The organism is Vibrio scophthalmi LMG 19158 (genome assembly GCF_000222585.1).
Lineage (GTDB): Bacteria > Pseudomonadota > Gammaproteobacteria > Enterobacterales > Vibrionaceae > Vibrio > Vibrio scophthalmi.
In genome coordinates this window covers 47104-67073 of the sequence record NZ_AFWE01000051.1, presented here as the reverse complement: position 1 = coordinate 67073, position 19970 = coordinate 47104, and the positions used below count along the sequence as shown (strand labels likewise).

Below are 19970 nucleotides of genomic sequence, written 5' to 3'. Positions count from 1 at the left end.
GAGCCCTAACAGGTTCACCGTTTTTGTATCTGTTCACTATAAACTTAAATCTGTGCGGCGTTTAATCCATTACTGGACTTATGCTCTTCAATCACCACTTCACTTCTTGATTGAATAACCCCGGGCAAGGTAACAAACTTAGTCGCCATAAAGTTCTGATACGCTTTCATGCACTTTACGCGCACTTTGATCATCGTATCAAAGCCACCAGATAGCGTGTAACACGCTTCAATTTCAGGATGTTTAGCAACTTCAGCAGCAAATGATTCAAACGGTGAGTGGCCACTTTGATCTAAACGTATGTGGATGAAGACCTGTACAGAAAAACCAAGCTTATCTGGGTTAAGATCGGCATAGTAACCACTAATAAAGCCCTCTTTTTCCAGACGCTTAACACGATCAGAACAAGGCGATGTGGTGAGATTAATACGCTTTGCGAGCTCAACGATAGGCAAGCGCCCTTGAGCATTTAAAATACGTAAGATTTCACGATCAATTCGATCCAACTCCACAATACATCCCCCCGATGATTCATCATTCAAACAACACTATTTGAACAATCTAATCACAGGCCGAATGAGATATAAATGGAAGTAACGTAAGAAATTGTTAGACCGCGTTGGCATTTGTTAATGGTGAGGCCACCGCCGAGCAGTGGTGATTGCAACTACGACAGTAGTATTGCTGTTCCATTTTGACATAGTGATCACCTTGCAGCACAGTGACAAAAAAGCTAGCAAAAGAGCGAAGAAATGAGCTGCGCTGGTTATCACAACGCTCCATGACAACTTTATGTGGAGTGTGTTTGTGGCAACATTCGCAGTATATCTGTGGCATGACTCTTCTCTCCCTTACGTTTTAGTCAATTAGGTTGACTCTGTTATAGTCCTTTGGTTCCAGATATTTTACGACCAAACGCCGTTTTGTGAGCTAAAGCAAACAAATAGTAAGCAAAAAAGTACAGCCCTACTATGAGGGCTGTACTGGTTCACATTTTATCTGATATTCAAAAGCTTATTCTAGCTCTTGCAGTTGTTTCTCAAACTTCGCATGTTGCGCCTTAACCACCTCATCTGGTTCGCCAGTCATCAAGCTAACCACAACAATCGCAATGGTTGAGAAAATGATACCCGGTACGATTTCGTATACATCAAACACGCCGCCAGTTAGTTGCTTCCATATGACAATCGTCACACCACCAACAATAATGCCCGCTAACGCGCCATTACGGTTCATACGTGACCAATAAAGACTCAATACCATCGCAGGACCAAATGCTGCGCCAAAGCCCGCCCAAGCATAAGAAACCAAGGTCAATACTGAGCTATCTGGCGACATCGCAAGAATTAACGCAATAATGGAAATACCCACCACGGCAATACGACCAACCATAACAATTTCGTCAGAGCTCGCGTCTTGCTTAAACACTTGCTTGTAAAAATCTTCCGCCAGCGCCGATGATGACACTAACAATTGAGAGTCAGCGGTACTCATTACCGCAGCAAGGATCGCTGCCAATAGAATACCCGCAACCACTGGATGGAACATCGAGTTTACCAATAGCATGAAGATTTTTTCACCATCATCCAGTGAAACGCTACCAGTATTGGTCACGTAGACCAAGCCAACGACGCCCACCATAATGCACCAATCATCGATAAACCCGTCCACACAACGGCAATGCGACGCGCCGTTGTCAGATCTTTGTTGCTACGAGTCGCTTTAAAACGCGCCAAAATATGCGGTTGACCAAAGTAACCCAAGCCCCAAGCAACTAAAGAGATAATTGCGATCGCCGACAACGGTTCACCTTTCGAATCATTCCATAACGTTAAAAGCTCTGGATTGATCGCTTCTAACTGATGCGTTAAGTCGCTAAAGCTACCTTGCATGGTTGCCACTGGTACAATAATCAGCGCCGCAGCCATCAATAAACCTTGCACTAAATCCGTCCAAGACACGGCTAGAAAACCGCCAAATAAGGTATAAGACACAACACAAAGCGTGCCGATGACCACTGCAATGCTGTAATCTAAACCGAATACGGTTTCAAACAACTTGCCGCCTGCAACCAAACCAGAACTGGTATAGAAAAGGAAGAACAAAAGGATAAAGAACGCAGAAATGGTTTGAATAAGTTTAGAGTTATCATTAAATCGACGCGCGAAAAACTCCGGAATCGTCAGCGAGTCCGTCGTAATACTATAAGTACGTAAGCGCTTAGCGTTGATCAGCCAGTTAGCCCAAGTGCCAAGTAACAAGCCACCTGCTAACCAAAATGCTTCGATACCCGCAGCATACGCGTAACCCGGAAGGCCAAGCAGCAACCAACCACTCATGTCTGATGCACCCGCAGACAACGCGGCAGGCCAAGGGCCTAAAGTACGTCCACCCAAAAAGTAGTCGGTGGAGTTTTTTGTTCGTAAATAGGCGATAACGCCAATTGCTAACATTAAAACTAAGTAAGCAATAAACGTCGTTGTAATAGCAAAGCTATTTTCCATGTGGTATTTCCTCTTCTTTAAAATGTCCCCTTAAACAGCAATGTCCTCCATGGCATTGCTATTAAGGAGTTCGTGAGTTTATCCCTGACATCACTCAGAGATTGGCTGCGCCCAATAACGTCGCATTACCACCCACTGCTGTTATATTTATTGTTCTGGTTCGCTCGGTGATAAACCGCAACGATAAATGGGGATCATGAGCCACAGATAAACTGACTAAATCCGTCTCCGACACTAAGCTCACTATCGCCCCTGTGCGATTGGCAAGTTGTCGATTGAGATTTAGCTCCCCACTGGTTGAACCAACAAAGCCCACCACTCGCACATCTGATTCCAGCACCTGCGGTGCAGCATCAAGTGCAGCAAATTGAATGAGATTTATCGGCAGAGATGACTGTTGATAAGCCGCCTCTAATTCGGTGACAAAAGTGACATCATCACTGCATAACACGACACTATTGCCCGCGACTAATGCAGCAATAAGCTGAGCAATGACGGGCTGTCTTGCCGCTGCTTCATCGACCTCCATAATGAGTAAACTCACGCCCCGCCCTGCGGTATACAACTCATTGCTTTCACCTGTCGGCCCCACTAACTGATGTTCAAAGCCTATCAACGTTGCCGCTTGTTCAATGTGAAAACCAATGACTTCTGCCCACTCAGGTTGGTTATGCTCAACCCCCTGTTTAAGCTCAAGTAGCCCCTCGATTTTGGAATCAAAATCGGTCAGATTCCAATTTTCCCAAGCAGAGAAGGCATCTGAAAATCCAATGACTTGATGAACCATGATTTATCTCCTTCTCATCCGTGAACTTGGTTGCTGATCTGAGTAAAACGATACAGGTAGTGTGGACCACCCGCTTTAGGGCCTGTACCCGATAGGCCTTGACCGCCAAACGGCTGTACGCCAACAACCGCCCCCACTTGATCGCGGTTAATATAGCTATTGCCCACTCGGGTATGTTTTTCTATCCAGCGATAAGTCGTTTCGTTCCGGCTATGGATCCCCAAGGTCAAACCAAATCCCGTTGCATTAATATTGGCCACCACTTGAGCGACTTGATTCGCCTTAAAACGAACCACATGCAAAATTGGCCCAAACTGCTCCTCTTTAAGCACGCTGATATCATCTATTTCAAAAGCGCAAGGGGCGACAAAGTCACCATGTTGACACGTGTCATCTAAGTTCAGTTGCGCGATCGTCTTGTGCTGAGAGGCCATTTGATCGATATGAGCAAGCAGTTTTTGTTTCGCACGGGCATCGATAACGGGCCCAACATCTGTTGAATGAAACTTAGGATCGCCCACTGACAGTTCATTCATTGCTCCTTGAATAAGGGCAATAATACGATCAGCAATGTCCTCCTGAACAAACAGTACGCGCAGTGCACTACAACGTTGCCCTGCTGAAGCGAATGCTGAACGAATCACATCACGCACCACCTGCTCTGGTAGCGCAGTACTATCGACAATCATCGCATTCTGCCCACCGGTTTCCGCAATCAAAGGGACTGGTGGGCAATCACGACTGGCTAAGGTTTGATTGATACGTTGCGCCGTTTGCGTTGAACCAGTAAAGGCCACGCCAGCAATCGCCGCATGAGAAGTAAGCGCATGACCAACATCACCGCCTCGGCCTGGCAGTAGTTGAATAACACCTGGCGGAAAACCCGCCTGCAACATCAGCTCGACGGCACGCGCAGCAATCAAACTGGTTTGCTCTGCCGGTTTTGCTACAACGGTATTCCCTGCAACCAACGCGGCAGAAATTTGACCTAAGAAAATCGCCAACGGGAAATTCCACGGGCTAATACAGACAAAGACACCACGACCCTGACGTGTGATGGTTCGTGTTTGACCATCAAAGCTCTTGATTGTAAAGGCGCTCAGTTCATCCACTTGTTGGGCGTAGTAACGACAAAAATCGACCGCTTCGCGTACTTCATCAATCGCGTCATGAATGGTTTTCCCCGCCTCTTGATGACATAAGGCCACCAATTCAGCCAAATTGATCTCCAACAAGTCTGCTAATCGATCTAATGGCGCCGCACGTTCACTAGATGGCGTCGCTTGCCAAGCGCTAAATCCCTGCTGGGCAACATCAATCGCTGCGGAAACATGATCAAGGTGTGCAAACATAACTTGTCCAACATCAATACGTCTATCGTAAGGTGCGGTGATGGTCTCCGCTTCATTTCCTTCCTTGATCATGCTTTCGAAAAATGGCACACCATTCACCATCGGTGATGCTTGCCACTGATGCGTTAACCAAGTTTCAACCTGCGCTTCGAACTCTTGCGCTTCGCTTTCAATATCAACATTAATACCAAGTGAGTTTCGACGTTGCGGAAAAATACTTGGTGGTAGCGGAATGTTAGGATTGTCCAAGCGATCAAACGCTTGCAAGCTATCAACCGGATGCTGAGTCAAACTTTCAATCGGGCAGCGCGCATCAACTAAACGATGAACAAAGGAGCTATTGGCGCCATTTTCAAGTAAACGGCGTACAAGATAGGGCAATAGATCTTTATGGCTTCCTACAGGAGCATAAATGCGAACCGGTTGCTGATACATCGCCATTACATGGTTATAAAGGGATTCTCCCATACCGTGCAGACGCTGAAATTCATAATCATTGTGCTCAGCCATGACTGCGATGGCCGTGACGGTATGAGCATTGTGGCTGGCAAACTGAGGGAAAATATTGCCACGTACACCCGCACTCAGCAGGAAGCGAGCACAAGCAAGGTAGGCAACATCCGTCGATTCTTTACGAGTATAAACGGGGTAATTACGGTAGCCTGCTTGTTGCGACCACTTGATTTCGCTGTCCCAATAAGCGCCTTTTACTAAGCGTAATGGGATCACATCGCCTTGCTGTTTAGCCAGTCGATTAAGCCACACTAATACTGGCAAAGCGCGTTTTGAATATGTTTGAATCACCAAACCAAATTTGCCCCACCCCTGCACCACCTCACTGCGATACAGCTTGGCAAACAGCTTGAGCGACAACTCCAGTCGGTCTGCTTCTTCGGCATCAATGGTAATGGCAACATCCAACTCAACGGCACGACGTAACAGCTCTAACACGGTTTGGTAGAGCTCGCTTATCACACGTGATTGATTAGCCACTTCATAACGAGGATGCAATGCGGATAATTTGATCGAAACGGAAGGGGCCGAATGGGTTTTAACCGTCGGCATTTCACGGCCAACCGCTTCAATCGCCATCAAATAATCTTTAAAATACTTGTTGGCATCCGCGGAAGTTAAAGCCGCTTCTCCCAGCATATCAAACGAATAGGTAAAGCCTTTTTGGTATGACGCTGCGCCATTTTTTTGCGCCTCGCCAATACTGCGCCCGAGCACAAATTGATGACCCATAATTTTCATCGCTTGATGCATTGCTTGGCGAATCACTGGCTCAGAGAGCTTATTGACTAAGCGATTAAGAGCCTGAGTTGGACTAGGGGTTTTCGGCGCGGATAATCCAACCACCTTACCGGTAAACATCAATCCCCACGTTGAAGCATTCACGAACACCGAATCGGAGTTTTTGAGATGAGATTTCCAGTCCGCCACGCTTAATTTGTCGCGAATAAGGGCATCAGCGGTTGCTGCATCAGGAATACGCATTAATGCTTCGGCCAAACACATCAATAAGATCCCTTCTTGGGTATCAAGACTGTATTCAAGTAACAGAGCATCAATCATTTGGATCGATTTTTTATCTGCCCGTATTGCTTGAATCAGTTGAGTCGTTTGATGCTCTATTTGTTGTTTTTCAGCCGAACGGGGCTCAGCCAAAGGGAGCAGCTGTGATAGCCATTGTGATTCATCCACCATATATAGCGGAGAGATCAACACCCAGAGATCATCAAGCGGCTGCTCAATAAACTCAGCATTCAACACATCGGTTGCTGTAAACATGCGTTTTCCTCAATCTCACACCTGCAAATGTGCAGGTTTCCTACAATGGCTTGCAGTGTATTTTGAGCTTGAGTTGGATACTTGTCAAAAACTCCGGATTATTTGCTAAAAACTTCGTTATTTAACAAAGTTAAAACACGATCACATCACATTTAGCAAAATAACTCACCAGATCTTTCTCCCAATTTAACCAATTTGTTTCTTATACTGTGATGGAGAGATACCTTGTAGACGCGAAAAAGCATGGGCAAAGGTACTTTGTCCGGAGAATCCCGATAACTCAGCCACTTGACCTAAGGTTAGATGACCTTTTTCAATCAGCTGCTTGGCCATATCGATGCGTTTGCTTAATAGGTACTGATGAGGAGTAATGCCCAATTGCTCTTTAAACAACGAATGGAATTGGCTTTCACCGAGGAAGACGCTGCCTGCCAACTGCGCGACTGTGATCTTGTAGCTAATGTGGCGCTCTATGTAGCGATCAATCGCTTCTAGGTCAAAACGCGACTCTTTACGATTGACTTGTAACGAAGAAATATGGCGATGCAGTAAAGCCATTACCGTGTCGTTACACGCTCGACTAAGTAATAAATCTTCAGGGCTTGCATGCATCTCTGCTACCAACATTTGAATCAACTTTTGAATCTGACCATCGAGCTGAAAATAGACATCGGCTTGGTTCAGTTCATTGAGCTTTTGCAACATCAAAGGGTCTTGGTGACTAGCGGACGGCATGTTCAGCACTAAAATATCCGATTGACCAATTACGCCACCAAAGGCATGGCCTGAACCAGAAGTGACGACGCAACCTTGGCCCGGTCCGACCAAATTCCCATAACCATTCACTTCAAACTCTGCTTGTCCCTTCAAACCAATCACGATCTGCGTATAACTATGATCATGGCAATCCATATAAGAAGGTAATGTCACCAACTCAGCAGGTCGGGGAGACAATATTTTGTCGCTATTTAGCTTCAATTGCGCAGTTTTGTCGTTGCTCATTGGCATCTAATTTCAGGCGGTTTTTACTGAGTTCGATGGTATAACAAATAGCAACTTATCTCGATAAAATCCTCTACGACATGGTGAGCGACAGAAAAGAAAGGCAGATTTAGCCAAAATCCGCTTTTAAACTGCTCAAAATGTGAAGGATAATCTTTCGGAAGAATGATCAAGTGCACATAAATTACGGTCTGTGTCACTTCTACCCACAGCAAGTTGACTGAAACTGTAATATTTTCTTGCTTATTTCCGTGAACTACCCAAAATAATCGTTAGCACTTTAGGTTTATTTTTATAAACTTATGATAGTCTTAGAGTTCAAAGTGCTAATAAGGGTATCTAAGACTGCTCGATACGACAGGATCTCAAGGGACTGTCAAAACTTTGTCTTAAATATTTTTATATTTAGTGAATTAAAACAAAATTGTTGTAGAGACTTATGATCACACGTCGCATCCCAGCGCTTTTGCTCGCGCTAAGCCCTTTTTGGGTATCGACCACGGTAAGTGCAGAAGAAGCTTCCGCTGATCCTGTTGCTGCCATCGATATCAAATTGAGTAACAAGCAATCCGAAATGAGCACTATTGCTACAGAGTACGACTCTGAAGCTCAACGCTTTCAACAACTGCAAAACGAAAACGCTAAGTTCAAGCGTGACGAGCAGGAGCTAAATGCTAAGCGTAACCGTGCGAAATCGGCTCTGGACAAACAGTATAGCCGTCTTCTTGAAGATCCAGAGATCGATTTATTAAGCTTTCAACAAGCGTACCAAAATGCTTGGGCATCCGTAAAAGAGAACCAAACTATTCTGCTAGAAAGCCAACAAGCGATCACAGAGAGTGAAATTCGCCTTTCTCAAATCAAGCAAAAGCAGGCTCGTCTAAGTTCCGAGTTCTCTTACCTTGAAGAACAGAAAGTTGAGGCGCGCGTTAAACGTCTTGGTGCTGAACTACGTGAAAGCGACGTAATGCAGACCAGTTTTAAAACCACCTGTTCTGCGACCATGACTCTCGGTGAATGTACTAGCCAAGGCCAGTACCTAACCAAGCAGAAAGCGGTAAAAGCGTTCAAAAATGAATTAATGGACAGCTTGACCGAGTCAACACTGGCAAAACAGAATGCCAAAGGCGTTCAATTGAACGTTCACGTGCAAGACAGCCAGATTGTTCGTGCCGGTTTCGAAGGAAACAACAGTTACTTCACTGAGATGCAAGCGCAACTGCAAGCAAAACCAGAAGCGACAGCAGCCTGTAAGCTACTTAACGTTTCTAGCCGTTACTGCTTGAAAGATGACTCTAGTACCCACGCGAAAAAGCAAGACAAAAACTGGGTTAGCGTGACAGTTCGCTCTGACCAATACAACGATGATGTGGTGATCAACGGTGTTGATTACGGCAGCACGCCAGTAGAAGTTTTGTTGCCACGTGGCCTGCACAAAGTGACGGTTTCAAAAAACGGTTACCAAACCTATAACCGCGAAGTGACCATCAGCCAAAATGATACCGTTTGGGTGAAATTGCGCTCTAAAGACGACAGCTAATCTAGGCTTCTCTTTATAATAAAAACGAGCCAATTCACAAAGATGAAGGAAAGCGCCATTTTGCTTCTAAGTTATCTAACGATAATTTAAGACAAAATGGCGTTTTCGTTTAGAATAAGCTAATTAATTTAATTGAAGATAGACATACCACGATGCGAACAAGTTTACCGACTCTTTTGCTGGCATTATCTCCATGCCTTATAAGCACTGGCGCATTGGCAGACACTACAGCAACCACTGTTGTTTCCATTGATGACCAACTATTTTCCAAGCATGCCGAGCTAGAGAGCGCACTTAAAGTACGTAAAGAGCAACAGGCTAGCGTAGCCCAGCAGCAAAACATGTTGCTTCAAGCCAAGAAAAACAATCAAGCACTGACGGATAAATTTGCCGCTGCGAAAGTTCAGCTAGAAGCGGACTATAAAGCGATGATTGATGATCCTAGCGTTGATCTCGCCAGCTCGCAAAACGCTTACCAAGATGCATGGAAAGACCTCAAGCAGAATCAACAAGACAAATTAAACGTCGAGCAACAGCTTGAAGACGCCAAGCTGCTGTTAGCCCAGCAAGATGCAAAAATTCAAACCATTGAACAAGCAATCGCTGACTTTGATGGCGCTAAAATTCGCGCGCGTGTCGAACGACTAGAAACTGAACTCTCGCCGAGCCATCAAGTTAACGTCAGCTTTACTAATCGCTGTCAATCAAATATGACCTTGGCTCAGTGTGATAACCAAACTCGTGAACTGGCACTTCAAAAAGCCGTCAAACAATTCCAAAATGAGTTGATTGATCAAACCACTGAAGCGCAATTAGTCAAAGCGAATGCGAGTAAAGCATCGTTCAATATCCATGTTATGCGCCACAAAGTCACCAGTTCGGGCTTCTACGACGGTGAACGCTATCGCACGATTATGGACGTCGATCTTGAATCTCGTCTCGATAACACCACCGCCTGTACCCTGCTTGATGTTGATAAACAATACTGTTTTGAGCCGGGCTACACCTCTGCGGAACAGTTTAGTAATGAGAAAGAAGTCGCATGGGTAACGCTTTCGGTTCGCTCAAACCAATTTGATGACCAAGTTTTTGTTGATGGTGTTTCATACGGAAATACGCCAGTAGAGATTATGCTGCCCGTTGGCCCACATCACATTGTGGTGAAGAAAGATGGCTTCCAAACTTTCGATCAAAACTTAAGCATTAAATCCGATCACCAACTACGTGCGAATTTAAAGCAAAAAGCAAATAGTCTCAGCGCCGGCGATAAGTTTGCTGACCTAATTAAAGGTGGGATTACCGCGCCGCAACTTGTGGCTATCGTACCGGGCGAATATATGCTGGGTGAGAACGCATCCAATCAAGTTTACCTTGATCATGCTTTCGGTATCGGTGCCCTTCCGGTCACGGTTGGTCAGTTTGATAACTTCGTTCGTCAAACTGATTACCAAACAGATGCGGAACTTAAAAATACCTGCACTGCCATTGTGGAAGGGGATGTCACCGCGATTGAGAAAAGCTATTGGCGTAATCCGGGCTTCAAACAAGCGAGCGATTCACCGGTGGTTTGTATCAGCAAAAATGATGCAAAAGCGTACGTAAAATGGCTGAGCCAACAAACGGGTTACCACTACCGTTTACCAAGTGAAGATGAATGGGAAATTGCCTCACGCGCTGGCAGTCAGAGCGACTACTGGTGGGGGGATGACTTCATTACTGGCGAAGCGAATACAGGTTGGAGTAGCTCACCTTGGGCCAACACCAGCACCTCGCCAGTGAAATCTTTTAAAGCCAACCCGCTTGGCCTTTACGATACTGTTGGTAACGTATGGCAGTGGACTAACAGCTCACAAGGCATTGCAAAAGGCGGCGCATGGAACTTTTCGCCAGCGAAAGCGGTTGCTTACGAGCGTCTCTATCTTTCCCCAACCAGTGCTGCGAACTATGTGGGTTTCCGTGTTGTTCGTGAAATCAAATAGATAGATATCACAATAGTGAAAAAGAGGGGGGATTTCCCCCCTTTTTTGTTTTTGTCGCGCGGGATACAGTCACCTCAAGCTTTGGCACTCAGTGTCATCGTCGGTATCAATAGTCGTATATTGATACCTCTATCACTCAGCATACCCTCGCTGAGTCATAGAACCTCTTCTACACGTCGACAAGAATTATTCTTGTATTTGCCAGATATTGATGAAATATCTGGCTTTTTTTATATCTTCACTTAGTAGAATCTCTTACCATATGCGTATCTAGTATCATATATGAGATTACACCATGACGTTGGTGGATAGTACGTTTGATTCGTTGGTCAACCAACTACCAGGCTACTGGGGCTGTAAAGATTTGGACTCAGTTTTTGTTTGTGTTAATCAAGCCTACGCACAATTAATTGGCTTCCAATCTAGCGAACAAATTACCGGCTTAACAGACCATGATATGCCTTGCCAAACCGTCAATTGCGCCGATGATTTCCGTCGCCAAGATCGCCATGTTATCGCAACGCAATGCTCACTAAAGATCCTCGACATTCATCCCTATCCTGATGGCAGTTGGCGTGCTCATATCTTCACTAAGAAACCTTGGTATGACGAAGATGGCCAAGTTCGCGGCACCGTTTTTTTTGGTCAAAATCTCACTGAAACCGCCATACTTGAAGTGGGGCATTGGATCTGTCGAGCCACCGGGCTGAGCAGTGGTTTTAAAATACCCAAGGTAGATGATTTTAAATTAGTGAAAGAAAAGCTGACGGCTCGCGAGGAAGAAGTGCTGTTTCTGCTGCTCTACGGCAAAAAACCCACTTTCATTGCCGATACGATGAATATCTCGATTAAAACATTTGAAGGCTATGTGGCGCGACTGCGAGCCAAATTTTGCGCACACAGCAAAGCCCACTTGATTGATCTCGCCCTTGACCGCGGCTACGGTTCGCATATTCCACAAACCCTATTGCGCACACAACTCTCCATCGTTCTTAATAACGAAAACGCCACATAAATGTGGCGTCTTTTGAACAAGAGTAATAAGCCTATTTGGCTAACACGAACGCTCCATCATGGTGCGAGTCGATCGATATCCCAGCGTCCCTCTGCTTGCGAATACAAGAATCGGTCATGAAGACGATTTTCTCCGCCTTGCCAAAATTCAATGCTCGTTGGCTTGATGCGGTAGCCCCCCCAGAACGAAGGCACTGGAATTTCACCTTGAGCGAACTTCTGTTTTAACTCAAGAAATTTACCTTCCAATATTCCTCTTGCAGATATACGACTGCTCTGTTTGCTGGCGATGGCAGCAAGTTGGCTCTCTTTGGGTCTTGAGGTGAAATACTTAAAATTCTCTGCGGCAGTCAGTTTTTCAGCCACGCCCAGCACGTTTACTTGTCTTTCAAGATTATGCCAAGGGAAATGCAAACTCACTTTCGCATTGCCTTCAATATGCTGTGCTTTCCGACTACCCAAATTGGTATAAAAGACAAAACCATCTTGATCACAATGCTTAAGCAAAACGATGCGTTGGTAAGGTTGCCCTGAATCATCCACGGTGGCGACGGTCATTGCGGTCGGATCAAGCAATTTAGCCTCAATCGCTTGTTGAAGCCAAAAATTAAACTGCTCAATGGGGTCACTACGCAAATCTTTACGACGTAAGCCCCCTTTGCTGTACTCGCGGCGAATATCTTCCAGTTCCATTTCATCTCCTTGGCTTTTTTTGGTGATTGTGCGCCCATATTATTGATAACTCAAGACCTATCCTTGTTTTGCGTCTAGACTTAAGTCAGTGATTTACACTCAATATCACCCATTAGATTTAGATATTCTCACTATTTATACTGAACTTTAATATCAAGTTCTTAACATTTTAGTGCAAAGGTAATAAAATCAATTAAATAACGTAAGTAAACGCTAGGGAAATTCAATGACCAAACGCAGTTACAATCGTCTTAATGCTGACGAATTGGACTATGTCGATGACAAGACTGCCGCCCTTCTGCTTAATACCCCTAATAGCGCTCGTATTATGCTTTGGCTGATGCTGTTATTTTTTATTATCGCAGTTGCGTGGGCATCATGGGCTGAAATAGATAAGGTTACGGTTGGCCAAGGCAAAGTTGTGCCTTCTTCTCAGATCCAAGTCATTCAAAATTTGGAAGGTGGCTTAGTAAAAGAGATCTTAGTTCGTGAAGGGCAAATGGTCGAAAAAGGCCAACAACTGCTCCTTATCGACGACACTCGTTTTCGTTCCGACTTTCGTGAGCGCGAACAGCAAGTCGCCAACCTAACCGCGAGCGTAATTCAGCTATCGGCCTCTCTCGCCAGTGTCTCAATTGCCGAAGAGTTTGATAGTTCCAACTGGCAAAAAAACGTCACCATTGATTACAGTAAACTCGAATTCCCTGAAGGTTTTGAAGAACGACGCCCTCAGTTAGCCTCTCGCCAACAAGCAGAATACCGACAAGATCTTAACGAACTACGCAACCAAATCTCACTTATCGACCAACAAGTAAAACAGAAGCAACAAGATTTGGTTGAAATTGAAGCGCGTGTGCGCAACTTACGTGAAAGCTACAACTTTGCACGTAAGGAACTCGAAATCACCAAACCGCTGGCGGATGAAGGCGTTGTGCCGCGCATCGAACTACTCAAACTGCAGCGCCAAGTGAACGATACTCGTCGTGAAATGACCTCAAGCAAGTTAAAAGTACCAGTGCTGAAATCAGCCATTCGCGAAGCGATGCTGAGCCGAATTGATGCAGGGCAAAAATTCCGCTCAGAGCAACAAGAGAAACTCAATCAGGCGGAAGACAAACTCTCGGCAATGACCGAATCCACCGTAGGACTTGAAGATCGAGTTAATCGTACCGTGGTTGTTTCGCCAGTAACCGGTACTGTCAAAACTTTAAACATCAATACCGTGGGTGGTGTGATTCAGCCCGGTATGGATATTGTCGAGATTGTTCCAAGCGAGGATACACTGCTAGTTGAGGCGAAAATCGCCCCACAAGATATCGCTTTCCTGCATCCTCAATTGCACGCCATTGTTAAATTTAGTGCGTATGACTTTACTAAATACGGCGGATTAGATGGTACGTTGGAGCACATTAGTGCCGATACCACCACTGATGAAGAAGGCAATAGTTTTTATCTCGTGCGCGTGCGTACTACCGAAACGAGTTTAAACAAAAATGAATCATTGCCTATTATTCCCGGCATGACCGCATCAGTCGATATCATTACTGGCAAGCGTACCGTGATGGAGTACTTACTAAAACCGATCTTAAATGCGCAGACCAATGCACTTAAAGAGTAAACCGGTTGGTACATCAAATGCGCAAAAGAATAATGAGCGAAAAGTGGGTTCATTAAAGCGTTCGCGTACCAAAAACGCCCGATGGATTAAGTTCACGCTACTCGCCTCACTGCTGGCGTTTGGCTCAACCGCGTCACAAGCACTGAACAGTAAAGAACAGCGTTTAGTGGAAACGGTGACACGAATTTACGGTGAGCGAGCGGGTTTGAGGGTCACTACATGGCGCAAAGAAATGGCGGTATATCATGGCTTGCCTGAACATAAACAGCTGGCTCATGTGAATCAGTTTTTCAATCAACTTAACTTTGTTAATGATGACAAATTATGGGGAAAAAATGACTACTGGGCGACACCATTGGAGTTTCTCGGTAGTAATGCAGGTGATTGTGAAGACTTCACCATCGCTAAATACTTCTCCTTATTGGAACTTGGCGTCTCAGATAAAAAATTGCGTCTGGTGTATGTTAAAGCCATCACTTTGAATCAGTTTCATATGGTCTTAGCTTATTACTCCAGCCCAAGCGCAGAACCTATGATTCTCGATAACATTAATCCAGAGATCATGACAGCATCAAAACGTCGAGATCTATTACCGATCTACAGTTTTAACGGTAAAAATCTGTGGTTAATGAAATCACAAAATGGACAGTTGGCAGGGAAGTCATCGCGATTAAGTCTATGGAATGACCTTCGTGCTCGCGAGAAATCGCTCCAACTAAGAAAACCAATTGTAAATTACGATGAGTAGGCACTATGACTCTTTATAAACAACTTGTCGCAGGGATGATCGCGGTGTTTATCCTCTTAATGGTTTCGGTGTTTCTCATCGAATTCAATACGACTCGTAACAACCTCGAGCAGCAACAACGTTCCGAGGTCAATAACACCATCAATACAGTTGGGTTAGCGCTCGCGCCTTACCTGCAAGAGAAAGACCCAGTCGCAGTAGAGTCGGTTATTAACGCTCTATTCGATGGCAGTAGCTACTCGGTGGTACGTTTGATCTTCCTTGATAGCGGCGAAGAGATTGTCCGTACCTATCCAGTGCAACCGAGCAATGTTCCTGACTGGTTTATCAAGCTAGGTTTGTTTGACAAAATCCATGACAGCCGTGTTGTAACAAGTGGTTGGATGCAGCTCGCGGAAGTCGAAATCGTCAGCCATCCCGGCGATGCGTACGCTCAGTTATGGAAAGCGTTTGAAGACTTGGTGATCGTTTTCTGTATTGTGCTCTTGATTGGCCTACTCGCCATCTCATTTATTTTGCAACGCGCGTTAAAGCCACTACGAATGATCGTAGAGAAGATGGAACAAGTGGCGCGTAACCATTTTGGTGAGCCACTGCCCCGCCCTGCCACGGTCGACTTAATCAGCGTGGTTGATGGCATTAACAGCATGTCAGCCCAGCTAGAGCTTTCCTTTAAAGCACAAGCAAAAGAAGCGCAGCAGCTTCGCCAACGCGCCTACATCGATCCGGTATCAAACCTCGGTAACCGTGCTTATTACATGAGTCAGCTTAACTCTTGGTTAGGTGAAGGCGGCTATGGTGGTGTGGCTTTACTCGAAGCACGCTTTATCAAAGAGCTTTACGATGAAAAAGGCTACGAAGTGGGTGACAATATGGTCAGAGAACTGGCCGAACACTTAAAAGTGTCGCTTACCACCAATGGCATTGTTATCGCTCGTATCTCTTCAGACGAATTTGGCTTTATCATTCCAAACATTGACGATGATGAATTGAAGCTATTAGCACAAAGCATTGTCACCTATGTACAGAATCTAAACGCTGACCCTACCGGCATGGCACAAGCGAAAGCATCGCTTGGGGTAGTCCACAACACCACCAGCTGTTCAGCCTCGGAAATTTTGACCATGCTGGATAACTCGTTGGCGCAAGCATCATCTAACCCAGAGTTGAGCTTTGGTTACACCACCAGTGATGACTCACGCACACTGATGGGTAAACAACAGTGGAAACTGTTGGTGGAAGAAGCAATCAGCAATGATTGGTTTAGCTTCCGTATGCAGCCCGCAAACAGCAGCAGTGGCCAAACCTATCACTACGAAGTATTTAGTGCGATTGAGCATGACGATAAGCGCTATAGTGCACCGCAATACCTGTTTGCTTTAGAACAACTGAACGTCAGCCACATATTAGACCAATATGTAATTAGCGCGATGTTAGAAAAAATACGCCACGACAACTTAACCTCGCCAGTGGCGATTAACATTGCTCAAGGCAGCATCTCTCAACCAAGCTTTATTCGCTGGGTTAGCCAGAAACTCAATAAGAATAAGGATATTGCTCAACTTATTCACTTTGAGATTCCTGAAGATTGCTTTGTCACCTCTCCACACCATTGTGCATTGTTCTGTAATGCGGTTCGCTCTGCCGGCGCTGATTTTGGTGTTGATAACTATGGTCGAAATTTCCAATCTCTCGATTACATCAATGAGTTCCGACCAGCGTACGTCAAGCTCGATTATCTCTACACTCACCATTTGGAAGATGAAAAACAAAAATTCACGTTAACGTCGATCTCTCGAACCGCAAACAATTTAGGGATTAAGACCATTGCTTCGCGAGTCGAAACTCAAACACAATTAGACTTCTTGTCTGAACACTTTATTGAAGTTTTCCAAGGCTTCATCGTTGATAAATAGCAGTAGGAAAGGCTGATTGTATGCAGGATCCGTTACTCAGTTCACTCATTTACGTTAGTCGGTATTATGGGTTAGCGAATTCACCTGAGGCCCTGATCAATGGTTTACCATTATCAGATGGCAAACTTACGCCATTTCTCTTCCCCCGCTCCGCCGAGCGCGCTGGATTGGTGGCTAAAGAAAATCGTTCTGATCTGACTGCAATCTCAGATCTTGTTTTGCCCGTCGTGCTACTGCTCAAAAGCGGCGATGCCTGCGTGCTAAACGCCTTCAACCACGAAGACAACGCCGCGGAGATCGTCACCGGTGAATCTGGTCTGGTTCCGGTGTCTGTACCTATTGAAGATCTCAAGCAGCAATATATCGGTCGCTACTTTCTGGTTAAGAAACAATTTCGCTATGACGAACGTTCTCCAGAGGTTTTGGACACCAAAAAAGGCCACTGGTTTTGGAGCACGATTTGGCAATCAAAAAACATCTACCGTGACGTACTAATCGCATCAATATTAATCAATCTCTTCGCGGTTGCCGCACCAATGTTTACGCGCATTGTTTACGATAAAGTGGTGCCTAATCTCGCATTTGAAACCTTGTGGGTGCTGGCCAGCGGCATTTTTGTCATCTTTTTATTCGATCTGGTGCTCAAGCTCATGCGCAGCTACTTCATCGACGTGGCCGGCAAAAAATCCGACATTCTGATTTCATCGAAACTGTTTAGCAAAGTGCTGGGTATTCGCATGGAGGCAAGACCGCCTTCGGTCGGTGCTTTTGCTCGACATTTGCAAGAGTTCGAATCCATTCGTGAGTTTTTCACTTCAGCGACGATTGGATCCCTAATTGACTTACCGTTTGCCATTTTATTCTTGTTCCTCATCTGGCTAATGGCGGGTAATTTAGTACTGGTGCCTATCGCTGGTGTGTTGATATTGATTATCTACTCTCTGCTAATCCAAGGGCCACTACGCCGAGCGATTGAAGAAGGCTCTCGTTTAGCCTCACAAAAATACGCCAACCTAATTGAGAGCCTTTCAGGACTCGAGACGGTGAAACTGTTCGGTGCACAAAGCCAGTTCCAATTCCGCTGGGAAGAAGCAGTTGCCCACATGGCAAACTGGAACATCAAAAGTCGCCGTATCACGGATGGCATTCAAAACACTGCCAGCTTCGTTCAGCAAGCTTCCAACGTGGGGATGATTATTTTTGGGGTTTACCTCATCGCTGAGGGCGACTTGACGATGGGTGGGCTTATTGCGGCGACAATGCTCAGTGGTCGCGCTATAGGGCCAATGGTTCAGCTCTCTTTACTCTCAACGCGTTATAATCAAGCGAAATCCTCCATGACCATCATTGAGCAAGTGATGAGTATGCCGGATGAGCAAGAAGAAGGTAAACGTTACATTCATCGCCCAATCATCCACGGTAAAATTGAACTTGATAATGTGACCTTCCACTACCCAGATTCACCGATGGCGTCGATTCGCAATCTAAGCTTGACCATCAATCCCGGTGAAAAGGTAGCAATTATTGGCCGTATTGGTTCAGGTAAAACCACCTTAGAGCGTTTGATCCTTGGTTTATACAAACCAACAGAAGGCCATGTACGCATCGATGATACCGATATTGATCAGCTCCATCATATCGATATCCGCCGTAATATTGGCTGTGTACCACAAGATAACCACCTGTTCTATGGCTCAATACGTGACAACATCACGCTGGGCCGACCTCTGGCCGATGATCGTGATGTGATGGATGCGGCCAATCGTGCTGGGGTGACAGTGTTTACCCAACAAGATCCTGCTGGTTTGGAACGTCAAGTGGGTGAAGGCGGTCAATTGCTTTCTGGTGGTCAACGTCAAGCGGTTTCTATCGCTCGTGCCATTCTAGGACGCCCGCCAGTGCTATTGATGGATGAGCCAACCAGCGCGATGGATAACCGCTCTGAAATGCACATCAAGCAGCAGTTAGCGCAATTAAACAAGCATGAAACGCTGATCTTGATTACTCATAAAACCTCAATGCTTGACGTCGCAGAACGCGTTATTGTGATGGAAAAAGGTTCCATTATCGCTGATGGTCCAAAAGCAGAAGTATTGCAGAATTTAATGCAAGGTAAGGTTAGAGCCGTTAGCTCCTAACTTATTGCGGTTCCATTACCCCCTTTACTAGTGCCAGCAACTCGCTGGCATTAGTATTTTTATAACAAGTCTCCTCACTTTTCAGATTGTTAGCACTACACTTAACAACAACACTCGCAATCGATACGAAATGACATTTGTGTGAATTTTCCAACATCTAACATTGCACCCCTTGCAATCCCCACCATCAGTGGGCAAGCTCATCCTTTACGCTGCAATATCTAGGAATACATAATGAAAACAATGACAACCCTACTGGCTAGCCTCCTATTCACTGGTGTAGTCCACGCGGATATCACTTTAAACCTGCCAGACAACGTTGACCTATTGGTGGTTAACCAAGCGAAGCCTGACGTTAATGGGGGCTTATTCAGTTCAGCCAAAAGCGTGACGTTGCCGGATGGTGAAAATCAAATTGTGCTACGCTACCAGCCCTACTTCACCAAAGGTAACGATCGTCACATCGTTGAAGGTGAAGCCATCATCGCCAATTTTTCAGCGGAAAATACCACTCTTGATTTCGTACTACCGGAATACCGTAATGAGCGAGATGCGGAAAACAATATTAAAAAACTTGAGTTAGGTCTGGTCAACCAACAAGGGCAATCGATCGAAATAGCCCAAGATGTTCTACAGAAAGATGGTCTACAACTTGGTCGTGACTATGTCATCGAAAGTAAACTCTATAACGAAAGTGCGGGTGTTGCGGCATTATCGAGCAGCGTTGCTGCCGTCGCCATGACAAACTCTACTGCCAATACCAAGGCCGTAAAAGTTAACGCCAACACCGCTGAAGAGATGCTGCATTTTTGGTATCAAAAAGCCGATGATAAAACCAAAGCGAAATTTAAGCAGTTCGTTAACCAACAATAATCGATACATTGATCC

The 19970-nt window shown here is 45.3% G+C and carries 13 protein-coding genes and 1 pseudogene; 8 read left to right on the top strand and 6 right to left on the bottom strand.

The features are described from left to right. Positions 1–44 precede the first annotated feature (44 nt). The 5 genes and pseudogenes from RH88_RS03340 to RH88_RS03315 form a co-directional block, all read right to left on the bottom strand. A complete protein-coding gene (locus RH88_RS03340; RefSeq protein ID WP_005593452.1) occupies positions 45–512 on the bottom strand; it encodes an Lrp/AsnC family transcriptional regulator in 468 nt (155 codons plus the stop codon). Positions 513–1014: 502 nt separating this feature from the next. Further along, positions 1015–2504: pseudogene (putP, locus tag RH88_RS03330) on the bottom strand (sodium/proline symporter PutP). A gap of 94 nt (positions 2505–2598) precedes the next feature. Then, positions 2599–3291, bottom strand: a complete 693-nt coding sequence (locus RH88_RS03325; protein ID WP_005593450.1) for a hypothetical protein — start codon at positions 3289–3291, stop codon at positions 2599–2601. Between the two features lie 14 nt (positions 3292–3305). After that, on the bottom strand, positions 3306–6434 hold the full coding sequence (gene putA / locus RH88_RS03320; RefSeq protein ID WP_005593448.1) for a bifunctional proline dehydrogenase/L-glutamate gamma-semialdehyde dehydrogenase PutA: 3129 nt from the start codon (positions 6432–6434) through the stop codon (positions 3306–3308). A 186-nt stretch (positions 6435–6620) separates the two neighbouring features. Continuing rightward, positions 6621–7436 (bottom strand): helix-turn-helix transcriptional regulator, encoded by an 816-nt coding sequence (locus RH88_RS03315; protein ID WP_005593446.1) that lies wholly within the window; start codon positions 7434–7436, stop codon positions 6621–6623. 439 nt (positions 7437–7875) lie between these two features. Here RH88_RS03315 and RH88_RS03310 point away from each other — a divergent pair, with 439 nt between their 5' ends. The 3 genes from RH88_RS03310 to RH88_RS03300 all read left to right on the top strand — a co-directional run bounded on the left by RH88_RS03310 (position 7876) and on the right by RH88_RS03300 (position 11970). Then, positions 7876–8976 carry a PEGA domain-containing protein gene (locus tag RH88_RS03310; RefSeq protein ID WP_005593445.1) on the top strand — a complete coding sequence of 367 codons (1101 nt, stop codon included), beginning with the start codon at positions 7876–7878 and terminating at the stop codon, positions 8974–8976. Between the two features lie 152 nt (positions 8977–9128). Then, a complete protein-coding gene (locus RH88_RS03305; protein ID WP_005593444.1) occupies positions 9129–10955 on the top strand; it encodes an SUMF1/EgtB/PvdO family nonheme iron enzyme in 1827 nt (608 codons plus the stop codon). Between the two features lie 295 nt (positions 10956–11250). Then, a complete protein-coding gene (locus RH88_RS03300; protein ID WP_005593443.1) occupies positions 11251–11970 on the top strand; it encodes a helix-turn-helix transcriptional regulator in 720 nt (239 codons plus the stop codon). Positions 11971–12026: 56 nt separating this feature from the next. Here RH88_RS03300 and pdxH read toward each other — a convergent pair whose 3' ends face one another. Continuing rightward, entirely contained in the window at positions 12027–12662 is a 636-nt protein-coding gene (gene pdxH, locus RH88_RS03295; protein ID WP_005593442.1) for a pyridoxamine 5'-phosphate oxidase, read from the bottom strand. A 226-nt stretch (positions 12663–12888) separates the two neighbouring features. Between pdxH and RH88_RS03290 the strand changes: the two genes are divergently transcribed. The 5 genes from RH88_RS03290 (at position 12889) to RH88_RS03270 (ending at position 19955) form a co-directional block, all read left to right on the top strand. Next, positions 12889–14280: an HlyD family type I secretion periplasmic adaptor subunit gene (locus tag RH88_RS03290; protein ID WP_005593441.1), complete on the top strand. Its 1392-nt coding sequence runs from the start codon at positions 12889–12891 to the stop codon at positions 14278–14280. Then, positions 14264–15028 carry a transglutaminase-like cysteine peptidase gene (locus RH88_RS03285; RefSeq protein WP_005593440.1) on the top strand — a complete coding sequence of 255 codons (765 nt, stop codon included), beginning with the start codon at positions 14264–14266 and terminating at the stop codon, positions 15026–15028. Before RH88_RS03290 ends, RH88_RS03285 begins: the two co-directional genes overlap by 17 nt. Before the next feature lie 5 nt (positions 15029–15033). After that, the gene (locus tag RH88_RS03280) at positions 15034–16944 is read left to right on the top strand and encodes a bifunctional diguanylate cyclase/phosphodiesterase (protein ID WP_005593439.1); all 1911 of its coding nucleotides are present in this window, start codon (positions 15034–15036) and stop codon (positions 16942–16944) included. Between the two features lie 20 nt (positions 16945–16964). Then, a complete protein-coding gene (locus tag RH88_RS03275) occupies positions 16965–19082 on the top strand; it encodes a type I secretion system permease/ATPase (protein WP_005593438.1) in 2118 nt (705 codons plus the stop codon). A gap of 234 nt (positions 19083–19316) precedes the next feature. Beyond that, entirely contained in the window at positions 19317–19955 is a 639-nt protein-coding gene (locus RH88_RS03270; RefSeq protein WP_005593437.1) for a DUF2057 family protein, read from the top strand. The last annotated feature ends 15 nt before the right edge of the window (positions 19956–19970 follow it).

What these genes read in the sequence shown, in the direction of transcription:
- RH88_RS03325 (WP_005593450.1), bottom strand. Translation starts at nt 3,291, where the DNA reads ATGGTTCATCAAGTCATTGGATTTTCAGATGCCTTCTCTGCTTGGGAA.
- putA (WP_005593448.1), bottom strand. Translation starts at nt 6,434, where the DNA reads ATGTTTACAGCAACCGATGTGTTGAATGCTGAGTTTATTGAGCAGCCG.
- RH88_RS03315 (WP_005593446.1), bottom strand. Translation starts at nt 7,436, where the DNA reads ATGAGCAACGACAAAACTGCGCAATTGAAGCTAAATAGCGACAAAATA.
- RH88_RS03310 (WP_005593445.1), top strand. Translation starts at nt 7,876, where the DNA reads ATGATCACACGTCGCATCCCAGCGCTTTTGCTCGCGCTAAGCCCTTTT.
- RH88_RS03305 (WP_005593444.1), top strand. Translation starts at nt 9,129, where the DNA reads ATGCGAACAAGTTTACCGACTCTTTTGCTGGCATTATCTCCATGCCTT.
- RH88_RS03300 (WP_005593443.1), top strand. Translation starts at nt 11,251, where the DNA reads ATGACGTTGGTGGATAGTACGTTTGATTCGTTGGTCAACCAACTACCA.
- pdxH (WP_005593442.1), bottom strand. Translation starts at nt 12,662, where the DNA reads ATGGAACTGGAAGATATTCGCCGCGAGTACAGCAAAGGGGGCTTACGT.
- RH88_RS03290 (WP_005593441.1), top strand. Translation starts at nt 12,889, where the DNA reads ATGACCAAACGCAGTTACAATCGTCTTAATGCTGACGAATTGGACTAT.
- RH88_RS03285 (WP_005593440.1), top strand. Translation starts at nt 14,264, where the DNA reads ATGCACTTAAAGAGTAAACCGGTTGGTACATCAAATGCGCAAAAGAAT.
- RH88_RS03280 (WP_005593439.1), top strand. Translation starts at nt 15,034, where the DNA reads ATGACTCTTTATAAACAACTTGTCGCAGGGATGATCGCGGTGTTTATC.
- RH88_RS03275 (WP_005593438.1), top strand. Translation starts at nt 16,965, where the DNA reads ATGCAGGATCCGTTACTCAGTTCACTCATTTACGTTAGTCGGTATTAT.
- RH88_RS03270 (WP_005593437.1), top strand. Translation starts at nt 19,317, where the DNA reads ATGAAAACAATGACAACCCTACTGGCTAGCCTCCTATTCACTGGTGTA.